Source organism: Streptomyces sp. NPDC091377 (assembly GCF_044757045.1).
In the GTDB taxonomy this organism is placed as follows: Bacteria; Actinomycetota; Actinomycetes; order Streptomycetales; family Streptomycetaceae; genus Streptomyces.
This window is the reverse complement of record NZ_JBIVUE010000005.1, coordinates 297,525-315,664: the sequence shown is the minus strand read 5'-3', so window position 1 is coordinate 315,664 and position 18,140 is coordinate 297,525. Positions and strand designations below refer to the sequence as shown.

The 18,140-nt window shown below is 73.0% G+C and carries 18 protein-coding genes; 10 read left to right on the top strand and 8 right to left on the bottom strand.

What is annotated here, in order from left to right:
- Nucleotides 1-13: 13 nt before the first annotated feature.
- The 4 genes from ACIQNG_RS13860 to ACIQNG_RS13845 all read left to right on the top strand — a co-directional run bounded on the left by ACIQNG_RS13860 (nucleotide 14) and on the right by ACIQNG_RS13845 (nucleotide 2,127).
- Nucleotides 14-541 carry a DUF6415 family natural product biosynthesis protein gene (locus ACIQNG_RS13860; protein ID WP_401484843.1) on the top strand — a complete coding sequence of 176 codons (528 nt, stop codon included), beginning with the start codon at nucleotides 14-16 and terminating at the stop codon, nucleotides 539-541.
- 238 nt (nucleotides 542-779) lie between these two features.
- Nucleotides 780-980 carry a hypothetical protein gene (locus ACIQNG_RS13855; RefSeq protein WP_401440076.1) on the top strand — a complete coding sequence of 67 codons (201 nt, stop codon included), beginning with the start codon at nucleotides 780-782 and terminating at the stop codon, nucleotides 978-980.
- Nucleotides 981-1,167: 187 nt separating this feature from the next.
- Complete coding sequence (locus tag ACIQNG_RS13850) at nucleotides 1,168-1,452, top strand: hypothetical protein (RefSeq protein WP_401440074.1); 285 nt, start codon at nucleotides 1,168-1,170, stop codon at nucleotides 1,450-1,452.
- Nucleotides 1,453-1,455: 3 nt separating this feature from the next.
- Complete coding sequence (locus ACIQNG_RS13845) at nucleotides 1,456-2,127, top strand: hypothetical protein (RefSeq protein ID WP_401484841.1); 672 nt, start codon at nucleotides 1,456-1,458, stop codon at nucleotides 2,125-2,127.
- A gap of 42 nt (nucleotides 2,128-2,169) precedes the next feature.
- Here the strand turns inward: ACIQNG_RS13845 and ACIQNG_RS13840 are convergent, their stop codons facing one another.
- A complete protein-coding gene (locus ACIQNG_RS13840; protein WP_401484839.1) occupies nucleotides 2,170-2,883 on the bottom strand; it encodes a hypothetical protein in 714 nt (237 codons plus the stop codon).
- Between the two features lie 163 nt (nucleotides 2,884-3,046).
- On the opposite strand from ACIQNG_RS13840, the gene ACIQNG_RS13835 reads away from it, so the two are divergent.
- From ACIQNG_RS13835 to ACIQNG_RS13825, 3 genes are all read left to right on the top strand, one after another.
- Complete coding sequence (locus ACIQNG_RS13835) at nucleotides 3,047-3,571, top strand: VOC family protein (protein ID WP_401440069.1); 525 nt, start codon at nucleotides 3,047-3,049, stop codon at nucleotides 3,569-3,571.
- A gap of 118 nt (nucleotides 3,572-3,689) precedes the next feature.
- Nucleotides 3,690-4,619, top strand: coding sequence for an ABC transporter ATP-binding protein (locus tag ACIQNG_RS13830; protein ID WP_401485106.1), 930 nt, complete (start codon nucleotides 3,690-3,692; stop codon nucleotides 4,617-4,619).
- Nucleotides 4,616-5,557 (top strand): ABC transporter permease, encoded by a 942-nt coding sequence (locus ACIQNG_RS13825; RefSeq protein WP_401484837.1) that lies wholly within the window; start codon nucleotides 4,616-4,618, stop codon nucleotides 5,555-5,557. Before ACIQNG_RS13830 ends, ACIQNG_RS13825 begins: the two co-directional genes overlap by 4 nt.
- Here ACIQNG_RS13825 and ACIQNG_RS13820 read toward each other — a convergent pair.
- The gene (locus tag ACIQNG_RS13820; protein ID WP_401484835.1) at nucleotides 5,554-5,964 is read right to left on the bottom strand and encodes an SRPBCC family protein; all 411 of its coding nucleotides are present in this window, start codon (nucleotides 5,962-5,964) and stop codon (nucleotides 5,554-5,556) included. The genes ACIQNG_RS13825 and ACIQNG_RS13820 overlap by 4 nt on opposite strands.
- Nucleotides 5,965-6,180: 216 nt before the next feature.
- The gene (locus ACIQNG_RS13815) at nucleotides 6,181-7,257 is read right to left on the bottom strand and encodes a glycerophosphodiester phosphodiesterase family protein (protein WP_401440061.1); all 1,077 of its coding nucleotides are present in this window, start codon (nucleotides 7,255-7,257) and stop codon (nucleotides 6,181-6,183) included.
- A gap of 246 nt (nucleotides 7,258-7,503) precedes the next feature.
- Between ACIQNG_RS13815 and ACIQNG_RS13810 the strand changes: the two genes are divergently transcribed.
- Both ACIQNG_RS13810 and ACIQNG_RS13805 read left to right on the top strand, forming a co-directional pair.
- Nucleotides 7,504-10,728 (top strand): amidohydrolase family protein, encoded by a 3,225-nt coding sequence (locus ACIQNG_RS13810; protein ID WP_401484833.1) that lies wholly within the window; start codon nucleotides 7,504-7,506, stop codon nucleotides 10,726-10,728.
- A 239-nt stretch (nucleotides 10,729-10,967) separates the two neighbouring features.
- The gene (locus ACIQNG_RS13805; RefSeq protein WP_401440057.1) at nucleotides 10,968-11,384 is read left to right on the top strand and encodes a VOC family protein; all 417 of its coding nucleotides are present in this window, start codon (nucleotides 10,968-10,970) and stop codon (nucleotides 11,382-11,384) included.
- A 32-nt stretch (nucleotides 11,385-11,416) separates the two neighbouring features.
- Here ACIQNG_RS13805 and ACIQNG_RS13800 read toward each other — a convergent pair whose 3' ends face one another.
- Together ACIQNG_RS13800 and ACIQNG_RS13795 are read right to left on the bottom strand one after the other, a co-directional pair.
- Nucleotides 11,417-11,602 carry a hypothetical protein gene (locus tag ACIQNG_RS13800; RefSeq protein ID WP_401440055.1) on the bottom strand — a complete coding sequence of 62 codons (186 nt, stop codon included), beginning with the start codon at nucleotides 11,600-11,602 and terminating at the stop codon, nucleotides 11,417-11,419.
- 118 nt (nucleotides 11,603-11,720) lie between these two features.
- Complete coding sequence (locus tag ACIQNG_RS13795; protein WP_401484831.1) at nucleotides 11,721-12,911, bottom strand: 4-hydroxybenzoate 3-monooxygenase; 1,191 nt, start codon at nucleotides 12,909-12,911, stop codon at nucleotides 11,721-11,723.
- A gap of 313 nt (nucleotides 12,912-13,224) precedes the next feature.
- Between ACIQNG_RS13795 and ACIQNG_RS13790 the strand changes: the two genes are divergently transcribed.
- Entirely contained in the window at nucleotides 13,225-14,907 is a 1,683-nt protein-coding gene (locus ACIQNG_RS13790) for an IclR family transcriptional regulator C-terminal domain-containing protein (protein ID WP_401484829.1), read from the top strand.
- A gap of 28 nt (nucleotides 14,908-14,935) precedes the next feature.
- Here the strand turns inward: ACIQNG_RS13790 and ACIQNG_RS13785 are convergent, their stop codons facing one another.
- The 3 genes from ACIQNG_RS13785 to ACIQNG_RS13775 all read right to left on the bottom strand — a co-directional run bounded on the left by ACIQNG_RS13785 (nucleotide 14,936) and on the right by ACIQNG_RS13775 (nucleotide 17,963).
- On the bottom strand, nucleotides 14,936-15,916 hold the full coding sequence (locus ACIQNG_RS13785) for an NADPH:quinone reductase (RefSeq protein ID WP_401484827.1): 981 nt from the start codon (nucleotides 15,914-15,916) through the stop codon (nucleotides 14,936-14,938).
- 125 nt (nucleotides 15,917-16,041) lie between these two features.
- Nucleotides 16,042-16,701, bottom strand: a complete 660-nt coding sequence (locus ACIQNG_RS13780) for a response regulator (protein ID WP_401440047.1) — start codon at nucleotides 16,699-16,701, stop codon at nucleotides 16,042-16,044.
- On the bottom strand, nucleotides 16,674-17,963 hold the full coding sequence (locus ACIQNG_RS13775) for a sensor histidine kinase (protein WP_401484825.1): 1,290 nt from the start codon (nucleotides 17,961-17,963) through the stop codon (nucleotides 16,674-16,676). The genes ACIQNG_RS13780 and ACIQNG_RS13775 overlap by 28 nt, the downstream gene beginning before the upstream one ends.
- Nucleotides 17,964-18,140 lie beyond the last annotated feature (177 nt).

Below are 18,140 nucleotides of genomic sequence, written 5' to 3'. Positions count from 1 at the left end.
TGGAACCGTGCGCGTGCCCGATGCACCGCCCTACGGGCAGCCGGTGAACGCCGTCACCAGCGAGCCGCAGGCCACGGCCCCGGTCCCGTCGACCGGCATCATGCGGGCCCAGGCCGTGTGGTTCCGCGACCAGAAGGCCGTACTGCGCCGCCAGGCGGTGAAGCGCTTCGGCGCCGACTTCCGCCGGTACCTGGAACACCTGATCCCCCAGGTCGAGCGGTTCGCCGACGCGCAGCCCCTGGACGACTGCCCGGCCCGGGTCGCGGCGGTCGGCGTGCGCGAGGCACGGCGGCGGCTGGACGAGCCGGTGCCGGAGGGGCTGACCGCGGAGGTGGCGCGTGTGGAGCGGCTCGCCCGGTCCGTCCTGGTTCTCTGCGATCACCACGCCGCACTGCGTGGTCAGGTCATGTGCCTGGTCTGCGACAAGCCGATCGAATCGGGTGACGTCTGGGTGCCGTACGACAAGGTCAGCCCGTCCGGCGGGGCGACGAGAGCGGGCCGGGTCCACCGCTACTGCGTCGACGTCCGCCGCCGTCCCTGACCCCCGGCATGGAGCCCGGGCGACCGATGGGTCAGGGTCGCACCCTCACGACGCCCCTCCCGCCGGGAGACCGCGAACTCCCGGCGGGAGGGGCTCCACCGGCCACCGGCCACCGGCCCACGCCCCGACCGGGCCACCAGTCGCCTCACCGACTCGAAGGCTGACCCGTCCGGCGGCATCGCCGCACGTCAGAGGGGGTGCGCTGGCACAGTCCGTGTCGGCGCGGGACCCTGACCCCATGGGCGTCGAGGAGCGCTACCGCCTCTCCCTCACCATCGACGGACTCCAGGTGCAGACCGGTTGGTGGGAGACCGAGGCGGTCGCCAGGCGCAAGTTCATCGCCTGGGTGGGCAGCTACGGCAGTCTCCCGGGGACGCGGGTCGTTCTGGTGGACGACGAGACCGGCGAGACCCTCACGGCCTGGCCGGACGAGACATGAGGCTGCCCGTGCCGTCGTCCGGTGCTTCACCCGTGCGGGCGAAAACGCTGTGGCGTCCCCCGAGGTCATGCCGCGTCCGGTCGTGTCACCGACAAAGGATCTAGGAGAGCGCTGACCATACTGGGCCTCGGTGACGTCATCTCGATCCAGGACGGGGTGACTCGGCAAAGGGGGAACAGTGCCTGCGATGGAACTGATGGTCGGCGCCTTGACGGCCGGGCTGGTGGGTGGGTTGACGGAGACGGTCCAGCGGGCCGGAAGGAGGGGGTGGGAGGCACTGACCTCCCTGGTGTCACGGAGGCGCGGTGCCACAGGCGGCGCTGTCGAGCCCGGTACCGCGGCGGACGAGGGCAGCGGGTCGGCGACCGGGTCCGGCGCCGACGTTCCACCCGGCAAGTACCACGTCGTGGTGAACGGCGGCCGGGGCGTCGCATGCGGCGACCGCATCATCCAGAAGAACCACTTCCACTGACCCGTGACGAAGAAGTGCTCCGCCGAATGCCCGGGCCAGCCCTGCACGGTCAACGGGGACGGCAATGTGATCGGGGACAAGGCCGTCCAGTACAACTGCTTCGCGCACGGACCGCTGCGGCCCGGGGCGCAGCGGGTGATGGTCGTCGTGCTCGCGGGGCTGATAGCGGTCCTCCTCAGTGGGCACGACGCCTCGGATCCGCCCCGCTCCACTCCGCCGCTCCTGACGGTGCCCGTACCGTCGGCGTCCCCCTCGACCACGTCGAGCGCCACGCCCACTCCTACGCCCCGTGCGACACCGCATCCCGCGCCGAACGCCTCGTCGCCGCCGCGGGAACCCCGGCCGACGGCCTCGCCCACGTCGCGGGCCCCGCGTCCGACGGAGTCCTCCAGGCCGCCGGAGCGTCCCGCGCCCAAGCCGTCACCCACGCGTGCCTGTCCGCTGCGGCAGCAGTACCGGGTGAACAACAAGGGCCAGATCTGGGACTCCGGAGGGAACCGCATCGGCGACGTGGCCTCGGGCACCCTGTTCTTCCGCCGGGAGTCCGCGAGCTACCCCCCGCCCGTGGACGACCGTTACTACGGCACCGTTGACGAGGTCATCTCGGGCAGCGCGACCGGCTACGTCCTGAGGAAGAAGCTCGACTACGTCGGCACCGTCGAGATCTGCGACTAGGGGACGGCGTCGCTGGGTGCGTCCCTCGGCGGGTGCGGGCCGCTAGAGGTCCCACCACCAGGCTTCCAGCTCGTGGTGCTCGGCGAACTCCGACGGCACCGCGTAGGGCGAGCGTTGGGCGAGGGACAGGGCGTCGGTGCGGCGGACCACGGCACGGAGGTCCCGCACGGCGGGCATCTCGGCGAGTTCGGTGACGTCGAAGGGACAGCCCGCGGGGCCGCCGACAAGGGTGTCGCACCCGAAGGCGTACCACAGGCCGATGAGGTCGTGGTCCCGCTCCTTCTCGGCGGCGACGGCGACCTCGCGGACCACGTCGATCAGGGGGGTGCGGCGGGGCGCCGCGGCTTCCGGGCCCCCGAGTTCACCGACGGCGACCATCCGCCGCCACAGGTCGGTGCCGGCGTCGCAGTAGAGGAACGGCGGGTCGACGTAGCCGTCTTCGAGCCAGGAGTCATAGCCCTCGAACTCCGGCGCGTTCTCGTCGAACTCGCGCAGGCCGGTGAACTCGGACAGCGCGTCGAAGTACGCGGATCGTTCGGCGTGGTCCGGGTGCCGGTCGATCGGGAACCGGTACGCGTATCGGCGGCGCAGCAGGATGTCCATCACCCGGAAGTGCGTGAACGAGCAGTCGTACCGGCCCTGGAAGCCGTACAGCACCGCGAACCAGTCCCGGACGCGCGCGTCGTCCGACGGGGTGTGGAGGTCCAGGACGCGGACCGAGTCCGCGACCAGGTCCTCGATCTCGTGCATGGACATCGGGATCTCCCTACCTGACCGGCCCACTTCGCCCGGTGACCCTATCCGGCCTCCCGTCCACCGTGTCACTAGGACGTGATCTGACCTAGTGGGTTCCTATCGTCGTGATCGACACGAACCGCGCCGCCGTGGTGACGGTGAACGACGAAGTGAAGGACGCACGATGCCCGAGCAGAAGAACGCAGCGCCGCAGGGGTACACCGCCGTCTCGCCGTGGGTGGTCACGGACGACACGGGGGCGTTCCTGGATTTTGTCGCCCAGGCGTTCGGCGGGGTGGAACTGGCGCGGGTGACCACCGAGGACGGGCTGATCGGGCATGCGGAGATCAGGGTCGAGGACACCGTCGTCCTGGCCTTCGACCGGCGGGCGGACTGGCCGGTCATGCCGAGTCTGCTGAACGTGTATGTGCCGGACGCCGATGCGGCCATGGCGCGTGCCGTGGCCGCGGGCGGGCGGATCGTCACCGAGGTGATGGACGACGCGTTCGGGTTCCGCGGCGGCCGGGTCAAGGACCCCTTCGGCAACATCTGGTGGGTCTCCACCCTGGTCGAGGTGGTCGCCGAGGACGAGATGTGGCGGCGGCTCCAGGAGCCGGTCCACGCCGAGGGGATGCGTGTCGCGCAGGAGACGCTCGACGCCGAGCTGAGCGGGCGGGGCCAGGGGCGGAGCAGCGCGCCCGTGCGGTGATCCGGGCGGGTGGCGCGCGACCCTCCCGGGGGTCTTGCCCATGGAGGACGGGCCCGTCGCCCGGTGAGCAACCTAGGTTGACAAGCTCCTGCTGTCAATCTAGGTTGACTGCATGTCGATGACAACGCACGGTGAAGTCGTCCTGGAAGTCGACGGATTGCGTATGCGCTACGGCGACAACGACGTCCTCAAGGACGTCACCTTCCGGGCGTATCGAGGTGAGGTGCTGGTGATGCTGGGCCCCAATGGGGCCGGGAAAACCAGCACGATCGAGATTCTGGAAGGATTCCGGAAACGTTCGGCCGGACGGGTCTCGGTCCTCGGGGCCGACCCCGAGCGTGGTGACGAACTCTGGCGGGCCCGGGTGGGAATCGTCCTCCAGTCCTGGCGGGATCACGCGAAATGGCGGGTACGGGACCTGCTCGTCCACATGGGCGCCTTTTACGCCGCCTACTCCACCGCGGACATCCAGCGCCCCTGGGACGCCGACGAACTCATCGCCCACGTCGGGCTGACCGGGCATGCCGACCGGCCGATCAGGATGCTCTCGGGCGGGCAGCGGCGCCGCCTGGACGTGGCGATCGGCATGGTGGGCCGCCCCGAGATGCTGTTCCTGGACGAACCCACCGTCGGCTTCGATCCGGAGGCCCGTCATACGTTCCACGACCTCATCCTGGGACTCGTCGCGACGGGGGAGACCACGATCATGCTCACCACCCACGATCTGGCCGAGGCGGAGAAACTCGCGGACCGTATCGTGATCCTCGACGACGGGCGGATCGTCGCCGACGGCACGGCCGGTCAACTCGCCGAGCGCCTCGTCGGCCGGGACGAGGTGCGCTGGACCCAGGACGGCCGGCGGCACGTCGAGTCGGTCCGTGACTCCACCCGCTTCGTCCGCGACCTCTTCGCGCGGGGCGGCGAGGGTGTTTCCGGACTCGAAGTCCACCGCTCCTCGCTCGAAGCCACCTATCTGTCCCTCGTACGACAAGCCGAATCCGGGAAGACCGAGGCCATCGGCCCGGTACGGAAGGCGGCGGCGCGATGAAATCCCCCACGACGGCCACCGGCCCGGCCACCACAGCCGGAAAAACCGGAAAGGCAAGAAAGGCCGGAAAGTCAAGAAAGGCCGGAAAGGCAGGTGCAGCCACCACGACCGCCGTACGCACCGGATTCTCCCGCGGGCTGATCGAACTGCGCCAGGCGTTCGCGGGTTTCGAACTGGTCAATCAACTGCTCTGGCCCGTGGCGACCCTCACGGCGGTCTTCTTCCTGCGGGACCGGGAGTTCCGGGACACCGGCTTCGCATTGGGCACGCTCGTGATGCCGGGCGTGCTGGGCATGTTCATCGCGCTGGGAATGATCCTCGTCATGCAGTACCTCACCGTGGAACGCGAGGACGGCACACTCCTGCGCGCCAGAACCCTTCCGCACGGTATCCGTGGCTATTTCCTGGGCAAACTCGTCACCACGTCCGGCTCCGTCCTCGTCTATCTCGCCATTCTGCTGATCCCCGGGGCGTTCATCGTCGACGGACTCCGGCTCGACAGCGCCGGATCGTGGCTCACCCTGGCCTGGGTGGTGATGCTCGGGCTGCTGGGCACGCAATCCCTCGGGGCCGTGTTCGGCGCGCTGGCGTCCAACCCGCGCGCGGCCGGTGTCATGTCGCTCCCGGTGATGGGGCTCATCGGGGTCTCCGGCATCTTCTATCCGATCACCGCGCTGCCCGACTGGCTCCAGGGCATCGCCCAGGTGTTCCCCGTCTACTGGCTGGGGCTGGGCATGCGGTCCGCGCTGCTGCCGCAGGACATGGCCGCGGTGGAGATCGGCCAGTCCTGGCGTCACTTGGAGACCCTGGGCGTGCTCGGGGCCTGGGCGCTGCTGGGACTGGTCCTCGCGCCCGTCGTGCTCCGGCGGATGGCGCGGCGCCAGTCCGGCTCCCGCGTCGCCGCGTACCGCGACGCGGCACTCCAACGGGTCGGCTAAGCGCCCCGTTCCACGAGTTCCTTGAGGGTCGCCAGGTCCGCGGTCACCGTGTCCGCGTCGCGCCGGAACTCCTCGTCGCTCATGCCCGGCCGGCGGCGCAGGGTGAAGACGACCTCGCAGCCCGCGCCGTCGGCGATCACCCGGACCGGGTTGTGGACCGTCTCGCCCGACGGAAGGGTGACGTCGTGGTCCAGCACGCCGAACTCGTTGCGCGGCGCGAAGACGACCTCCACCCGGCCCATGGGGGAGTCCGCGAACCAGCGCCCGTCCCGGTGCTCGACGGTACGTCCCAGTCCCGCCGCCCATTCGGGCAGGTGGGACGGGATCGAGGCGTAGTCGTAGACGTCCTGGACGGGGCGGTCGATACGGGTGCTCAGGTGCAGGGTGTCACTGTCGATCGGTGCCATGGCCGTGACGGTAGCCGTCGGACGGCGGCCCGGTCTTGAACGAAACGGTCATCCGGTCGCAGGGCGCGGGTCGCAGGTCATCTGGTTGCGGGTTGCGGGTTGCGGGTTGCGGGTTGCAGGTTGCGGGTCGCCAGTCATCCGGCCGCCGGTCATCCGCTCGCCGCTCGCCGCTCGCCGGTCCTTCGGTCACCGGTCCTTCGGTCACCAGTCCTTCGGTCACCGGGGCCCGTACGACTTCGGCAGCCGCATGCCCCGGTCCTTCATGATCTCGCGGACCCGGTCCGGGTAGTCGGTGATGATGCCGTCCACGCCCATGTCGATCAGCGCCTCGACGGTCGCCGGGTCGTCGCAGGTCCACGGGACGACCTTCAGGCCCCTGGCATGCGCGTCGGCGATCATCTTCCGGTCCGGGTAGAACCGGAAGCCCGGGTCACCGACCTTGCCGTTCTGGGGGAAGCCGTAGTTCGGGGAGAGCGCCTTGACGCCGGGGACGGTGGCGGCGGCCCGGACGAAGTCGCCGTCGTGGTCGTCGGCGTCGATCCCGCCCAGCCAGGGCGAGGCGCCGGGCTTGCCGACCTGGAGGAAGTCGTAGTTGGTGAGGGCGACCAGCGGCCACCTCGGGGCCAGTTCGTGCATCGCCTTCAGCGCGCCCCAGTCGAAGGACTGGATGGTCACCTGGTCCTCGATGCCCGACCTGCGGATCTCCTCGTACACCCGGCGCACGAACAGGTCGCGCGGCGCGGTCTGCTCGGGGGCGCCCGCCTCGACCTTGGTCTCTATGTTCAGCTTCACCTGCTTGGCGCGGTAGCTCCTGACCAGGTCCAGCACCTCCTTCAGCTCGACCATCCGCAGCCCGCCGACGACCTCCTGCCCGGGGTGGCCGGGCAACTGCTGGTAGCCGCAGTCCATCGTCCGGATCCGGTCCAGCGTCAGATCCTTGATGTACTTGCCGACGTACGGGTACAGCGGATCGCCCGCCACCACCGGCCCCGTGTCCCGGCACTTCGTGGCGCTGACCTGACGGTCATGGGTGACGACCACCTTGCGGTCCTTGGTGACCTGGGTGTCCAGCTCCAGGGTGGTCACCCCCAGCCGCAGCGCCTTCGCGAAGCCCTCCAGGGAGGACTCCGTCGTCATCCCGAGGCCGCCTCGGTGGGCCTGGAGGTCGAAACGGTTCTTGTGCGACGCCGGTCCGCCGCGCTCGTACGCCGCCGCCTGTGCGGCGCCGGGCAGGGCGGACAGCAGGAGGACCGGCGCCAGCGCCAGGACGGCCACCACTCGTCTTACGGACATCTGCACCTCACTCGGGTCGGATCGATGGGTCACCATGACCGTATTTCGACCGCACGTGAGCGCAACCGTCCGGAGATGATCGCCTCGTGAAAGGCAGGGGAACGATCTGTCCACCCCTGGCCCACCCCTGGAGTGAAGATCGGCCGATATCCGCCGCAGCCACCGTCGGAATCCGCCCCACCCCCGTACGTTGCTCCCCGTGGTCTCTCCTGTCCGGCACCCCAACCCCGTGCACTGGGAGCATCCTTGGACATCGACGCCAGCTCGGACTCCTCTCGCCCCGGCCCGCTCTCCCGTCGCAGATTCCTCCAGGCGACCGCCACCGCCACCGTCACCGCCACCGTCACCGTCACCGTCACCGCCACCGTCACCGCCTCCGGCCTCACCGCACCCGGCGCCCCCGCCGCAGTCGCCGCACCCGGCACGGGCGCCGCCACCACCACCCTCACCTTCACCGCCGCCACCGGCGGCTCCGCCACCCTCGCGCCCTCCGGGAAGCACCTCGTCGCCGAGGTCCAGAGCGTCCTGTGGTCCGTCCCGCGCGCGGGCGGCGAGGCCGTCGCGCTCACCGTGCCCGGCCTCGAACCCACCCGCCCGCAGTTCTCGCCCGACGGCGGCACCCTCGTCGTCTGCGCCTACCGCGGCGGCGGCTTCCACCTCTGGACACTCCGCCCCGACGGCACCGGCCTGCGCCGCCTCACCGACGGCCCCTTCGACGACCGGGCCCCCGCCTGGTCACCGGACGGCACCCGGATCGCGTTCGCCTCCGAGCGCGGCGGCGACACCGTGACCGGATCCCCGTACCGGATCTGGGTCGTGGATGTCCGCACCGGCGCGCTCACCCGACTCACCGGGAACCCGGGACAGACCGGGCCCGGGCAGGACGGCGAGTGGGAGGACTCCGACCCCACCTGGTCACCGGACGGCGAGCGCGTGCTGTTCGTCCGGGCCGCCGTCACCGCCTCCGGCACCCTGCGCGCCGACACCGTCGCCGCGGTCGCCTCCGACGGCGCCGGTCCGGTCACCACCGAGCACCTCGACCGCTCCGGCGCCCAGCTGATGACCCCCGCCGTCGCACCCGACGGACGCCTCGCCCTGCTGCGCACCACGGCGGCGCCCGCGGCCTCCTGCACCCTCGTCGTGGACGGCGAGCCGATCGCCGTCGCGGGCGACGTCCTTGCGGCCCCGCCCCGCTGGACCGACGGCGGGCGACTGCTGCTCTGCGTCGACGGCCGGTTCCGCCTCACGGACCCGGACGCGCCCGCGACCGCCGAGGAGATCGCGTTCACCGCCACACTCCCCGTGGACCGTCCCAAGTACCGCGGCAAGACCTACGACTTCGAGGGCACCGGAACCCGCCCCGTGCGCGCGCTCCATCTGCCCGCGCTCTCGCCCGACGGCGCCTCCGTCGCGTTCGCCGCGCTCAACGCCCTGTGGACGGCCCCCACGGACGGGCGCCGGGCACCCCGCAAGATCCTCCAGGCACCCGTCACCCGCTATGTGTCGGCCCCGGCCTGGACCGCCGACGGGAAGGCGCTCGTCTACGCCGACGACCGCGACGGGCTGTTCGCCGTACGCCGCCGCGACCTCACCACCGGCGCCGACACCGTGCTCGCCGAGGGCGGCCGGATCTTCCCCGCGCTCTCGCCCGACGGAACCCGACTCGCCTGCCTCGACATCAGCGGCAACCTGCTGGTGCGCGACCTGCCCGGCGGCACCGAACGCGTCCTCGCCGCCCCGCTCGGCACGGGCGGACTGCCGGGCCGGCCCAGCTGGTCGCCCGACGGCCGGTACGTCGCCCTGTGCGACCGCAACCGCCTCAACCGGCGCTTCCGCGAGGGCTACAACCTCATCCGGGTCGTCGACACCACCACCGGCGCCGCCACCCTGCACGCCCTCGCCCCGCACACCTCCCTCTCCGACCGCTACGACTCCGGGCCCGTCTGGTCCCCCGACGGCCGCGCGATGGCCGTGGTCGCCGAATCGGCCCTGTGGCTGCTGCCGGTCCGCGCCGACGGCACCCCCGACGGCGAACCCCGCCGCCTCACCGACGAGCCCGCCGACCACCCCTCCTGGTCCGCCGACGCCCGCACCCTGCTCTACCTCTCGGCGGGCCGACTCCGACTGCTGGACGTCGACAGCGGCAAGGCCCGTACCGTCCGGGTCCCGCTCGACCACCGCAGGCCGCGCCCCGCCGACACCGTCGTCCACGCGGGCCGCTTCTGGGACGGCACCGGGAGCGAGGTCCGCGAGGACATCGACGTCGTCGTCCGCGAAGGGCGGATCACCGAGGTGGTCCCGCACCGCTCCGGACGCCCGGCGGCCCGCCGGATCGACGCGAGCGGACGGACCGTGATCCCGGGCCTCTGGGACGCGCACACCCACCCCTGGCAGTCCACCTACGGCGGACGCCAGACCGCCCTCCAACTCGCCTACGGCATCACCACCGCCGTCTCCTTCGGCGGCTTCGCCTACGAACAGGCCCGCCTCCGCGAGGCCGTCGCCGCCGGGGTCCTCGCCGGGCCCCGCCTGCTGACCACCGGCGAACTCCTCGACGGCGCCCGGGTCGCCTACAGCATGGGCCGCGCCCACCGCACCCGTGAGGGCCTCCACCGCTCCCTCGCCCGCGCCGCCGCGCTGGACTGGGACTTCGTCAAGACCTACGTCCGCGCCCCCGGCTGGGTGATGAAGGAGGCGTCCTCCTTCGCACACGAGCGGCTCGGGGTGCGCAGCGGCAGCCATCTGTGCAGCCCCGGGGTGCAGCTCGGACAGGACCTGACGACCCACCTCCAGGCCACCCAGCGGCTGGAGTTCGGGCACGCCACTTCCGCGCGCGGCAGCTCCTACCAGGACGTCACCGAGATCTACACCGGTACCGACTTCCACCTCGTCGCCACCCCGTTCACCGCGGGCCCGCTGCTGGGCGCCGACCCGGCCCTGGCGGACGACCCGCGCGTCAGCACCCTGATGCCGCCCTGGGACACCGCGCTCGTCCGCCAGCAGGCGGCGGCCCCGCCGACCAGAGACCAACTGGACACGCTGGGCCGTGAGACGGCGATCTACCGGCGGGTGCTCGCGGGCGGCGGCCTGGTCGCGCTCGGCACCGATCAGCCGCTCGTCCCGGTCGGCCTCCACCTCCATCTGGCCCTGCGCGCCCTGCACCGCGCCGGGCTCTCCCCGGCCGAGGCCCTGCGCACGGCGACCGTGCTGCCCGCCCGCGTCTTCGGCGCCGACCGGGACCTCGGCACGCTGGAGCGGGGCAAGCTGGCGGACCTCACCCTCGTGGACGGCGACCCGTTCACCGACTTCGCCACCCTCGTCCGCACCCCGGCCGTCCTGCGCGGCGGACTGCTCTTCGAACAGAGCGACCTGATCGACGCGTTCGAGACCACGACGGCACGGTCCGCCGCCGAGGACTGGCTGGAGGTGAGCCGGCAACTGCGCAGGGAGGGGTGCTGCGATCCGCACTGACCCCGATCTGAACGCCGGTGGCGCACGCTCGGCGCCGGTCCCGCCCGCCCTGGCCCCGGCACACCAGCCGGGAGCGGACCAGCCCGATCGCCACACCGGGGCGTGCGTCGCCCCCGTGTCCCGTCCGCGCGGCGCCACGAGCGCCGTGTGCTCCAAGTGGTCCTGCCGGGAGCGCCGTGATCCGCGTCGCGCGTTAGCGTCCGGACGACCGGACTTCCGGCCGCTTCCCAGGAGGAACCATGGCCACGCGACTCAACCCGTATCTCAGCTTCGACGGCGACGCCCGGCAGGCGCTGGAGTTCTACCAGGGGGTCTTCGGCGGCACCCTCGCCCTCCACACCTTCGGCGAGTACGGCCAGGAGGGCGCCCCCGGCGCCGACAAGATCATGCACGGCATGCTGGAGGCCCCGGACGGCGGCCCCACCCTCATGGGCGCCGACACGCCGCCCGGAATGCAGTACACCCCCGGCAACACCTACGCCATCAGCCTCAGCGGCGACGACGGCGCCGCCCTGCGCGGCTACTGGGAGAAGCTCTCCGCGGGCGGCACCGTGGCCGTACCGCTGGACAAACAGATGTGGGGCGACGTCTTCGGCATGTGTACCGACCGGTTCGGTGTGTCCTGGATGGTCAACATCAGTGAGGAGGGCGGCTGACGACGACACCGAGGCGACTGCCCGTCCGGGTGCTACCCCTCGTCCCCGGACCTCGAACGCCCGCCCGAGCGGTTCGACTTGCGGACGAGTTCGCCCGCCGCCAGCGTCGCCGAGGCGACGGCCCGGGTCCAGCGCGGGCCGCCGCGCGAGGCCCAGACGACGCAGACGCAACCGCCGACGGCGAGTACCAGCACGCCGATCAGGACGAGTGCCATCATGCGCTTCTCCCTTGCTGCTCCTGCTGTACGGGCCGGGTGGCGCCCTGTGCGGGGGTGCGGTGCCCTGGCCCGGTCGTGGTCGGCGCCATCATCTCAGCAGGCCGGACGGGCGGGTACGTCACCCCACCCTGGGCAGCGGCAGACCCGTGTAGTTCTCGGCCAGTTCCGCCGCGGCGTGCGGGGAGGAGGCGATCCGGTCGAGCTGCGCCCATTGGAGCCGGGTCTCGAAGGGGCTCTGGTCCGGGTCGGTGTGCAGGGTCGTGGTCATGAAGTACGAGAAGTGCTCGGCCCGCCACACCCGCCGCAGACAGGTGTCGGAGTACGCGTCGAGCAGCGCGGCCGAGCCGGTCCTCCGGAGATGGGCGAAGGCGCGGGCCAGCACCACCACGTCGGCGGCGGCCAGGTTCAGCCCCTTCGCGCCCGTCGGCGGCACGATGTGCGCCGCGTCCCCGGCCAGATGGAGCCGCCCGTGGCTCATCGGCTCGGTCACCGAACTGCGCATCGGCAGCACCGACTTGCCGGTGACCGGCCCGCGCCGGAGCAGCCGGCCGGGCTCCGCGTCCGTCGCGAGGCGGGCGTCCAGCTCGTCCCAGATCCGCTCGTCCGGCCAGTCGGCCGGATCGGTGCCGTTGGGCACCTGGAGGTAGAGCCGGCTGACCGTGGGCGACCGCATGCTGGCGAGGGCGAAGCCGCGCTCGGAATGGGCGTAGATCAGCTCGCCGTACACGGGGGCGGCCTCGGCGAGGATGCCCAGCCAGGAGTACGGATAGACCCGCTCGTACGTGGTGCGCACCCGCTCGGGCAGGGCGGTGCGGGCCACCCCGTGGTAGCCGTCGCAGCCGACGACGTACTCACAGGTCAAGGTCTGCTCGCGGCCCTCGTGGGTGTAGCGGATCAGCGGGCGGTCGGTGTCCGCGCCGTCCACGGAGTACACCTCGGCCTCGAACAGCAGCGGGCCGCCCTCGGCGAGTTGCAGCGCGACGAGATCCTTCACCACCTCGGTCTGGGCGTACACCCAGACCCGCCGGCCGCCGGTCAGCGCCGGGAAGTCCAGCCGGTGGGACCGGCGGCCGAAACGCAGCTCGATGCCCTCGTGCGGTATCCCCTCCCGCTCCAGCCGCGCCCCGGCACCGGCCGCGATCAGGACGTCCGCCGTGGCCTGCTCCAGGATCCCGGCGCGCTGCCGCTGCTCGACGTAGGCCCGGTCGCGTCGTTCCAGGACCACGCTGTCGATCCCGGCGTTGTGCAGCAGACGGGCCAGCAGGAGTCCCGAGGGGCCGCCGCCGATGATCCCGACCGTGGTGTGCATGGGCATCTCCTCGCCGCCGAAGGTCGCCAACAGCCGCGGAACGGCCGCCGAACGGTCGCCAACAGCCGCCTAACAGCCGCCGAACGTCGCCAACAGCCGCCGAACGGCGGCCGAACGGCCTCCGGATGCCTCGGGACGGTCATCGGGCACCGCGGCGAGGCGGCTGTTCGTCTGGTGAAAAATAGTTCACACTTACCGGGGTGAGTGTGCGCGCGGCTCCCGGTCCTGTCAACGGCCCCGAGCCGCGCACACCCCGGACCCCGCGCACCGTCCACCCGGCTACGGTGGCCCCGACCTTCGTCACGGAGCGCCCATGACCACGAGCCACCCCCTGCCGCCCCCCGACCCCGGGCCGGCGGGCGCGCCGCCCCCCGAGGCGGTCGCCCCGCTGATGCGCGGTATCGCCGTGCTGCGCCATCTCACCGACGCCGGGGGCGGCGCCGGCCTCAGCGAACTGGAGCGCTCCACCGGACTCGCCCGCTCCACCGTCGACCGGATCGTCGCCACCCTCGCGCGCATGGGTCACGTCCGCCTCGACGGCCGGACCGCCCACCTCACCCCCCGCGTCATGGAACTCGGCAACGCCTACCTGGCCGCCCTGCGACTGCCCGCCCTGCTGCGGGAACACGCCGACGCCCTCGCCGACGCCCTCGACGAGTCCGTGTCGCTGGCGGTGGCGGACGGCGACGGCATCCGCTTCCTCCACCAGGCCACCCGCCGCCGCGCCCTCTCCCTCAGCTTCCGCATCGGCGACCTGCTCCCCGCCGAACGCACCGCCCCCGGCCCCCTGCTGGCCACCGAGTGGACGGCCGCGGACTGGCGGCGCTGGCAGGCGCGCCGGGCCGCCGACCCCACCGACCGCACCTTCCCCGCCGTACCGCCCCGCCCGCACCCCACCCCCGACCACGCCTTCGGGACGGCGGTCGAGCGGGCGCGGTCGGACGGCTGGGCGCTGGACGACCAGCTCATCGAGCCCGGACTCGTCGCCCTCTCCGCCCCCGTGCGGACGGCGGACGGCCGGATCGCCTGCGTCGTCAGCGTCGTCAGCCACACCAGCCGGCACAGCGCCGACTCCTTGCGCACCGCCCTGCTGCCTCCCCTGCGGACGACGGTCACCGCCATGGAAGCCGCCCTCACCGCCGGACCGCCCCCGCCGGCCCCCGGCACCCCGTCCGGGCTGGCCGGCTGGACCGCAGCCTCCAAGCAGGAACTGGGCCGGGAGTTCGTGGAGTCACTGGCCCGCGGTCTGACCGTCATCACGGCGTTCGGCGAAGGCCGCCCGTCCCTCACCCTCAGTGCCGTCGCCGAGGCCACCGGACTGGCCCGCGCCACCGCCCGCCGCGCCCTGATCACCCTCGAACACCTCGGCCACGTCACCGCCCACGGCCGCGACTTTCGGCTCACCCCGCGCGTCCTCGCCCTCGGCTTCCCGCCGCTGTCCAGGACCACCCTCCCGAGGATCGCCCGCCCCCACCTCACCGCCCTCACCGGGCGCGTCCAGGACTCCAGCGCGCTCGCCGTGCTCGCCGGGGACGACGTCCAGTACACGGCCTGGATCCCCACGGGCCGCATCATGGACGTCGACATCGCCGTCGGCTCCCGTCTGCCCGCCCACGCCACCTCCGTCGGCCGGGTACTGCTCGCCGCCCTGCCGCCCGAGGAGCGCGCGGCGCGGCTCGCCCGGTCCGCAGCGGACCCGCTCACCGCCCGGACCGTCACCGGCCCCGCCGACCTCGCCGCCGCCCTCGACCGCGTCCACGCCGACGGATACGCCCTCGTGGACGAGGAACTGGAGGAAGGGCTGCGCTCGATCGCCGTACCGGTCCGCGACCGCGACGGAACCCCGGTCGCGGCGGTCAACGTCACCCTGCACAGCAGCCGCCGCACCCCCGAGCAGTGCGTCACCGACGTCCTGCCCCCGCTCCGGGTCGCCGCCGCCGACATCGAGACGGACCTGCACATCGCGACCCGCTTCGCCCGCGTACCGCCCCTCTGACCGCACCCCGGGCGCCGTCCCGGGGCGGCTACCGCGGAAGGTCCACCACGACCCGGCCCCGGCCGCCCGCGTCGACCCGGTCGTGCGCCGCCGCGATCCGCTCCAGCGGGAAGCGGGCCCCGATCCCGACGCTCAGGGCGCCGACGGCCGCGGCGGCGGTGAGATCCCGCACCGCCTGACGCCGCGCCGGCCCGGGAAAGTCGTCACTGCCCAGCAGCCGCAGGGTGACGTTCTTGAACAGCAGGGGCCAGAACGGGACCTCCGTGCGGTCCGCGCGGGTCGCGTACGCGGCGATGACGGCGTTCTCGGCGGCCACCGCGTTGTCGAGGTCCGCGTTGTCCGACAGCGCGACCTCGACGATCCGGTCCACTCCCCGCGGCGCCCGGTCGAGCAGCGCGGCGGCGGGATCGTCCCAGTCCAGCGCCACGGCGTGCGGGACCACCGCCTGATCGACCCGGTCGAGATCCGCGCCCCGCCGGACCGTGCCCAGCACGGTGGCACCGCCCCACCGCGCCAACTGCGCGGCCAGCGAGCCCACCCCGCCGAGGACGCCGTGCACCAGGACCGTCGCGCCGTCCACCGGGCCGTCCGCGAACACCGTGCGGTGCGCGGTGATCCCCGGGATGCCCAGACACGCCCCCAGGTCGTCCGGGACATGGTCCGGCAGCCGTACCGCCAGCTCCTCCGGCACCACCACGTACCGTGCCGCCGTGCCGAACGCCCGGTAGGACTGGGCGCCGTACACCCACACGCGCTGTCCCGTCCGCCCCGCGTCGACGCCCTCGCCGACCGCGTCCACCACGCCCGCGCCGTCGCTGTGCGGCACCACCCGCGGATACGGCATGGACGAACCGAGCCAGCCCTGCCGCTTCTTCGTATCGCCCGGATTCACCCCGGACACGGCCACCCGGACCCGGACCTCGCCCGGCCCCGGCCACGGATCGGGCAGCTCACCCACCCGCAGGACATCGGGGGCGGGGCCTTGGCGGTCGTACCAGGAGGCGAGCATCGGATCTCCGGCGGCGCTGGGGGCGCCCCGGGAACCCCGGGGCGCCGGTACGTCGATGGGGGTGCCGCCACGAGCCTAGGGTCTGTCGGCCGGGACCGCCCGGCGAGGGCGTCCGCCCCCGGTACTCAGGCCCGCAGATACGCCAGTACGGCCAGCACCCTGCGATGGGTCTCCTCGGCCTGCGGCAGATCCAGCTTGGTGAGGATGCTGCCGATGTGCTTGCCGACGGCCGCCTCGGACACGACGAGTTCACGGGCGACCGCCCGGTTGGACCTGCCCTGCGCGACCAGCGCCAGCACCTCCCGCTCCCGCGCGGTGAGCCGCTCCAGCGGATCACGCCGACGGCGCAGCAGTTGCCGTACGACCTCCGGGTCCACCACCGTGCCGCCCGCCGCGACCTCGCCGAGCGCCCTGACGAACTCCTCGACCTGACCGACCCGGTCCTTCAGCAGATAGCCGACACCGGTGCCGTCGCCCGAGTCCAGCAGATCGGAGGCGTACGTGCGCTGCACATACTGGCTGAGGACCAGGACGGGCAGACCGGGCCGCCGCTCGCGCAGCCGCACCGCCGCGTGCAGTCCCTCGTCCTGGAAGCCGGGCGGCATCCGCACATCCGTCACGACGACGTCCGGCGGGTCCGCCTCCACCGCGGCGATCAGCGCCTCGGCGTCACCGACGGCGGCCACGACCTGATGGCCGAAGCGCTCCAGAAGGGCGATGAGCCCGTCCCGCAGCAGCACACTGTCCTCGGCCAGTACTACGCGCAGCGCTCGCTCCACTCGCAAGGGATCTCCACGGACAGCAGGGTCGGTCCGCCCGGCGGGCTGGACAGCGAGAGTCTGCCATCCAGTACCGACACCCGGTCGGCGAGACCGGTCAGACCGCCGCCCGCCCCGGCCCGGGCGCCGCCCCGCCCGTCGTCGCCGACCCGCAGGAAGAGCCGGCCGTCGCGGTGCTCGCCGTCCACCTCCGCCCGGCCCGCCCCGCTGTGCCGCGCCACATTGGCGAGCGCCTCGCACACCACGAAGTACGCGGCGGCCTCCACGGCCGGCGGCAGCCGTCCCGCCAGGCGCAGTCCGACGTCCACCGGGACGGCCGAGCGGTCCGCCGCGTCGGCGACGGCCTCCTGGAGCCCGTAGTCGGCCAGCACCTTGGGATGGACGCCGTGGATCAGCTCACGCAGTTCCGTGAGCGCCGCCCCCGCCTCCTCGTGGGCCTTCGCGAGCTGGTCGGCGAGCGGACCGGGCGGTACGTCCAGCCGGGCCAGGCCCAGCGTCATCGTCAGCGCGACCAGGCGTTGCTGCGCCCCGTCGTGCAGGTCGCGCTCGATGCGGCGCCGCTCGGCCTCGAACGCGTCCACCAACCGCACCCGGGACCGGGTCAGTTCGACCACCCTGGCGTCCAGGTCGCCCCCGCGCGGCGCGATCAGCAGCCGGGTCAGCTCCGCACGGGCCCCCGCCGCGACCCCCAGCGCATAGGCGCACACGGCCAGCAGCACCAGCCCGAGCAGGGCCACCCCGAACGCCGCGGGCCAGGCGGTGACCGTCCACTCCTTCAGCACCTTCGCCTCCCGCCCCTCACCGACCGTCGCCATCAGCAGGGGCGTCGCGACCAGCGACAGCGGACAGAGCAGGGCGACCGCGACCACCAGGGCGTCGACCGGCCACAGCAGCACCGCGAGCAGCACGGTGTGGCCCAGCTCGCGCCAGGTGCCCGGCTCTCGCAACCGGGTCCGCGCCCAGGGCCACAGCCCCGGCACGGTGACCGGCCGTCGGCCGTCCGGCGCCGGGTCACGGTCCATCAGACGCAGCCGGTACCGCTCCAGCCGGGCCACCGGGAGCCCCGCGAACGCGGTGAGCACCAGCAGCGGCAGCCCCACCAGCACCAGCGCGAGCACCCCGCCCGCCGCCACCGCGGCCACCAGGCCCACCAGGACGACGGCACCGGTCACCGCGCCGGTGACCAGATAGGCGACCGAGCGCCACGGCCACCAGGAGACGACGAAGCCGGGCCGCGCCATGGCCTGCCACACATTCCGAGCCTGCATGCCGGTCACCGTAGAACGCCCGCTCCGGAGCCCGCCATCCACCCAGCGGGAGCCTTGGGGGTATGCCTGGCCCTACCCCAGGTCTCCGCTCTGCCGCACTGCGCCCGACGGCCCCCGTTCGCTTGGGTGGAGCCACCGGGCGAACGGCCCGGACCGGGACGGACGGACGACGGGAGC

Bases quoted from the DNA above. Each gene is read 5' to 3' on its own strand.
- ACIQNG_RS13795 (WP_401484831.1), bottom strand. From the start codon at position 12,911: ATGCACACCACGGTCGGGATCATCGGCGGCGGCCCCTCGGGACTCCTG.
- ACIQNG_RS13790 (WP_401484829.1), top strand. From the start codon at position 13,225: ATGACCACGAGCCACCCCCTGCCGCCCCCCGACCCCGGGCCGGCGGGC.
- ACIQNG_RS13805 (WP_401440057.1), top strand. From the start codon at position 10,968: ATGGCCACGCGACTCAACCCGTATCTCAGCTTCGACGGCGACGCCCGG.
- ACIQNG_RS13820 (WP_401484835.1), bottom strand. From the start codon at position 5,964: ATGGCACCGATCGACAGTGACACCCTGCACCTGAGCACCCGTATCGAC.
- ACIQNG_RS13850 (WP_401440074.1), top strand. From the start codon at position 1,168: ATGGAACTGATGGTCGGCGCCTTGACGGCCGGGCTGGTGGGTGGGTTG.
- ACIQNG_RS13830 (WP_401485106.1), top strand. From the start codon at position 3,690: ATGACAACGCACGGTGAAGTCGTCCTGGAAGTCGACGGATTGCGTATG.
- ACIQNG_RS13815 (WP_401440061.1), bottom strand. From the start codon at position 7,257: ATGTCCGTAAGACGAGTGGTGGCCGTCCTGGCGCTGGCGCCGGTCCTC.
- ACIQNG_RS13785 (WP_401484827.1), bottom strand. From the start codon at position 15,916: ATGCTCGCCTCCTGGTACGACCGCCAAGGCCCCGCCCCCGATGTCCTG.
- ACIQNG_RS13835 (WP_401440069.1), top strand. From the start codon at position 3,047: ATGCCCGAGCAGAAGAACGCAGCGCCGCAGGGGTACACCGCCGTCTCG.
- ACIQNG_RS13775 (WP_401484825.1), bottom strand. From the start codon at position 17,963: ATGCAGGCTCGGAATGTGTGGCAGGCCATGGCGCGGCCCGGCTTCGTC.
- ACIQNG_RS13855 (WP_401440076.1), top strand. From the start codon at position 780: ATGGGCGTCGAGGAGCGCTACCGCCTCTCCCTCACCATCGACGGACTC.
- ACIQNG_RS13825 (WP_401484837.1), top strand. From the start codon at position 4,616: ATGAAATCCCCCACGACGGCCACCGGCCCGGCCACCACAGCCGGAAAA.
- ACIQNG_RS13800 (WP_401440055.1), bottom strand. From the start codon at position 11,602: ATGATGGCACTCGTCCTGATCGGCGTGCTGGTACTCGCCGTCGGCGGT.
- ACIQNG_RS13840 (WP_401484839.1), bottom strand. From the start codon at position 2,883: ATGTCCATGCACGAGATCGAGGACCTGGTCGCGGACTCGGTCCGCGTC.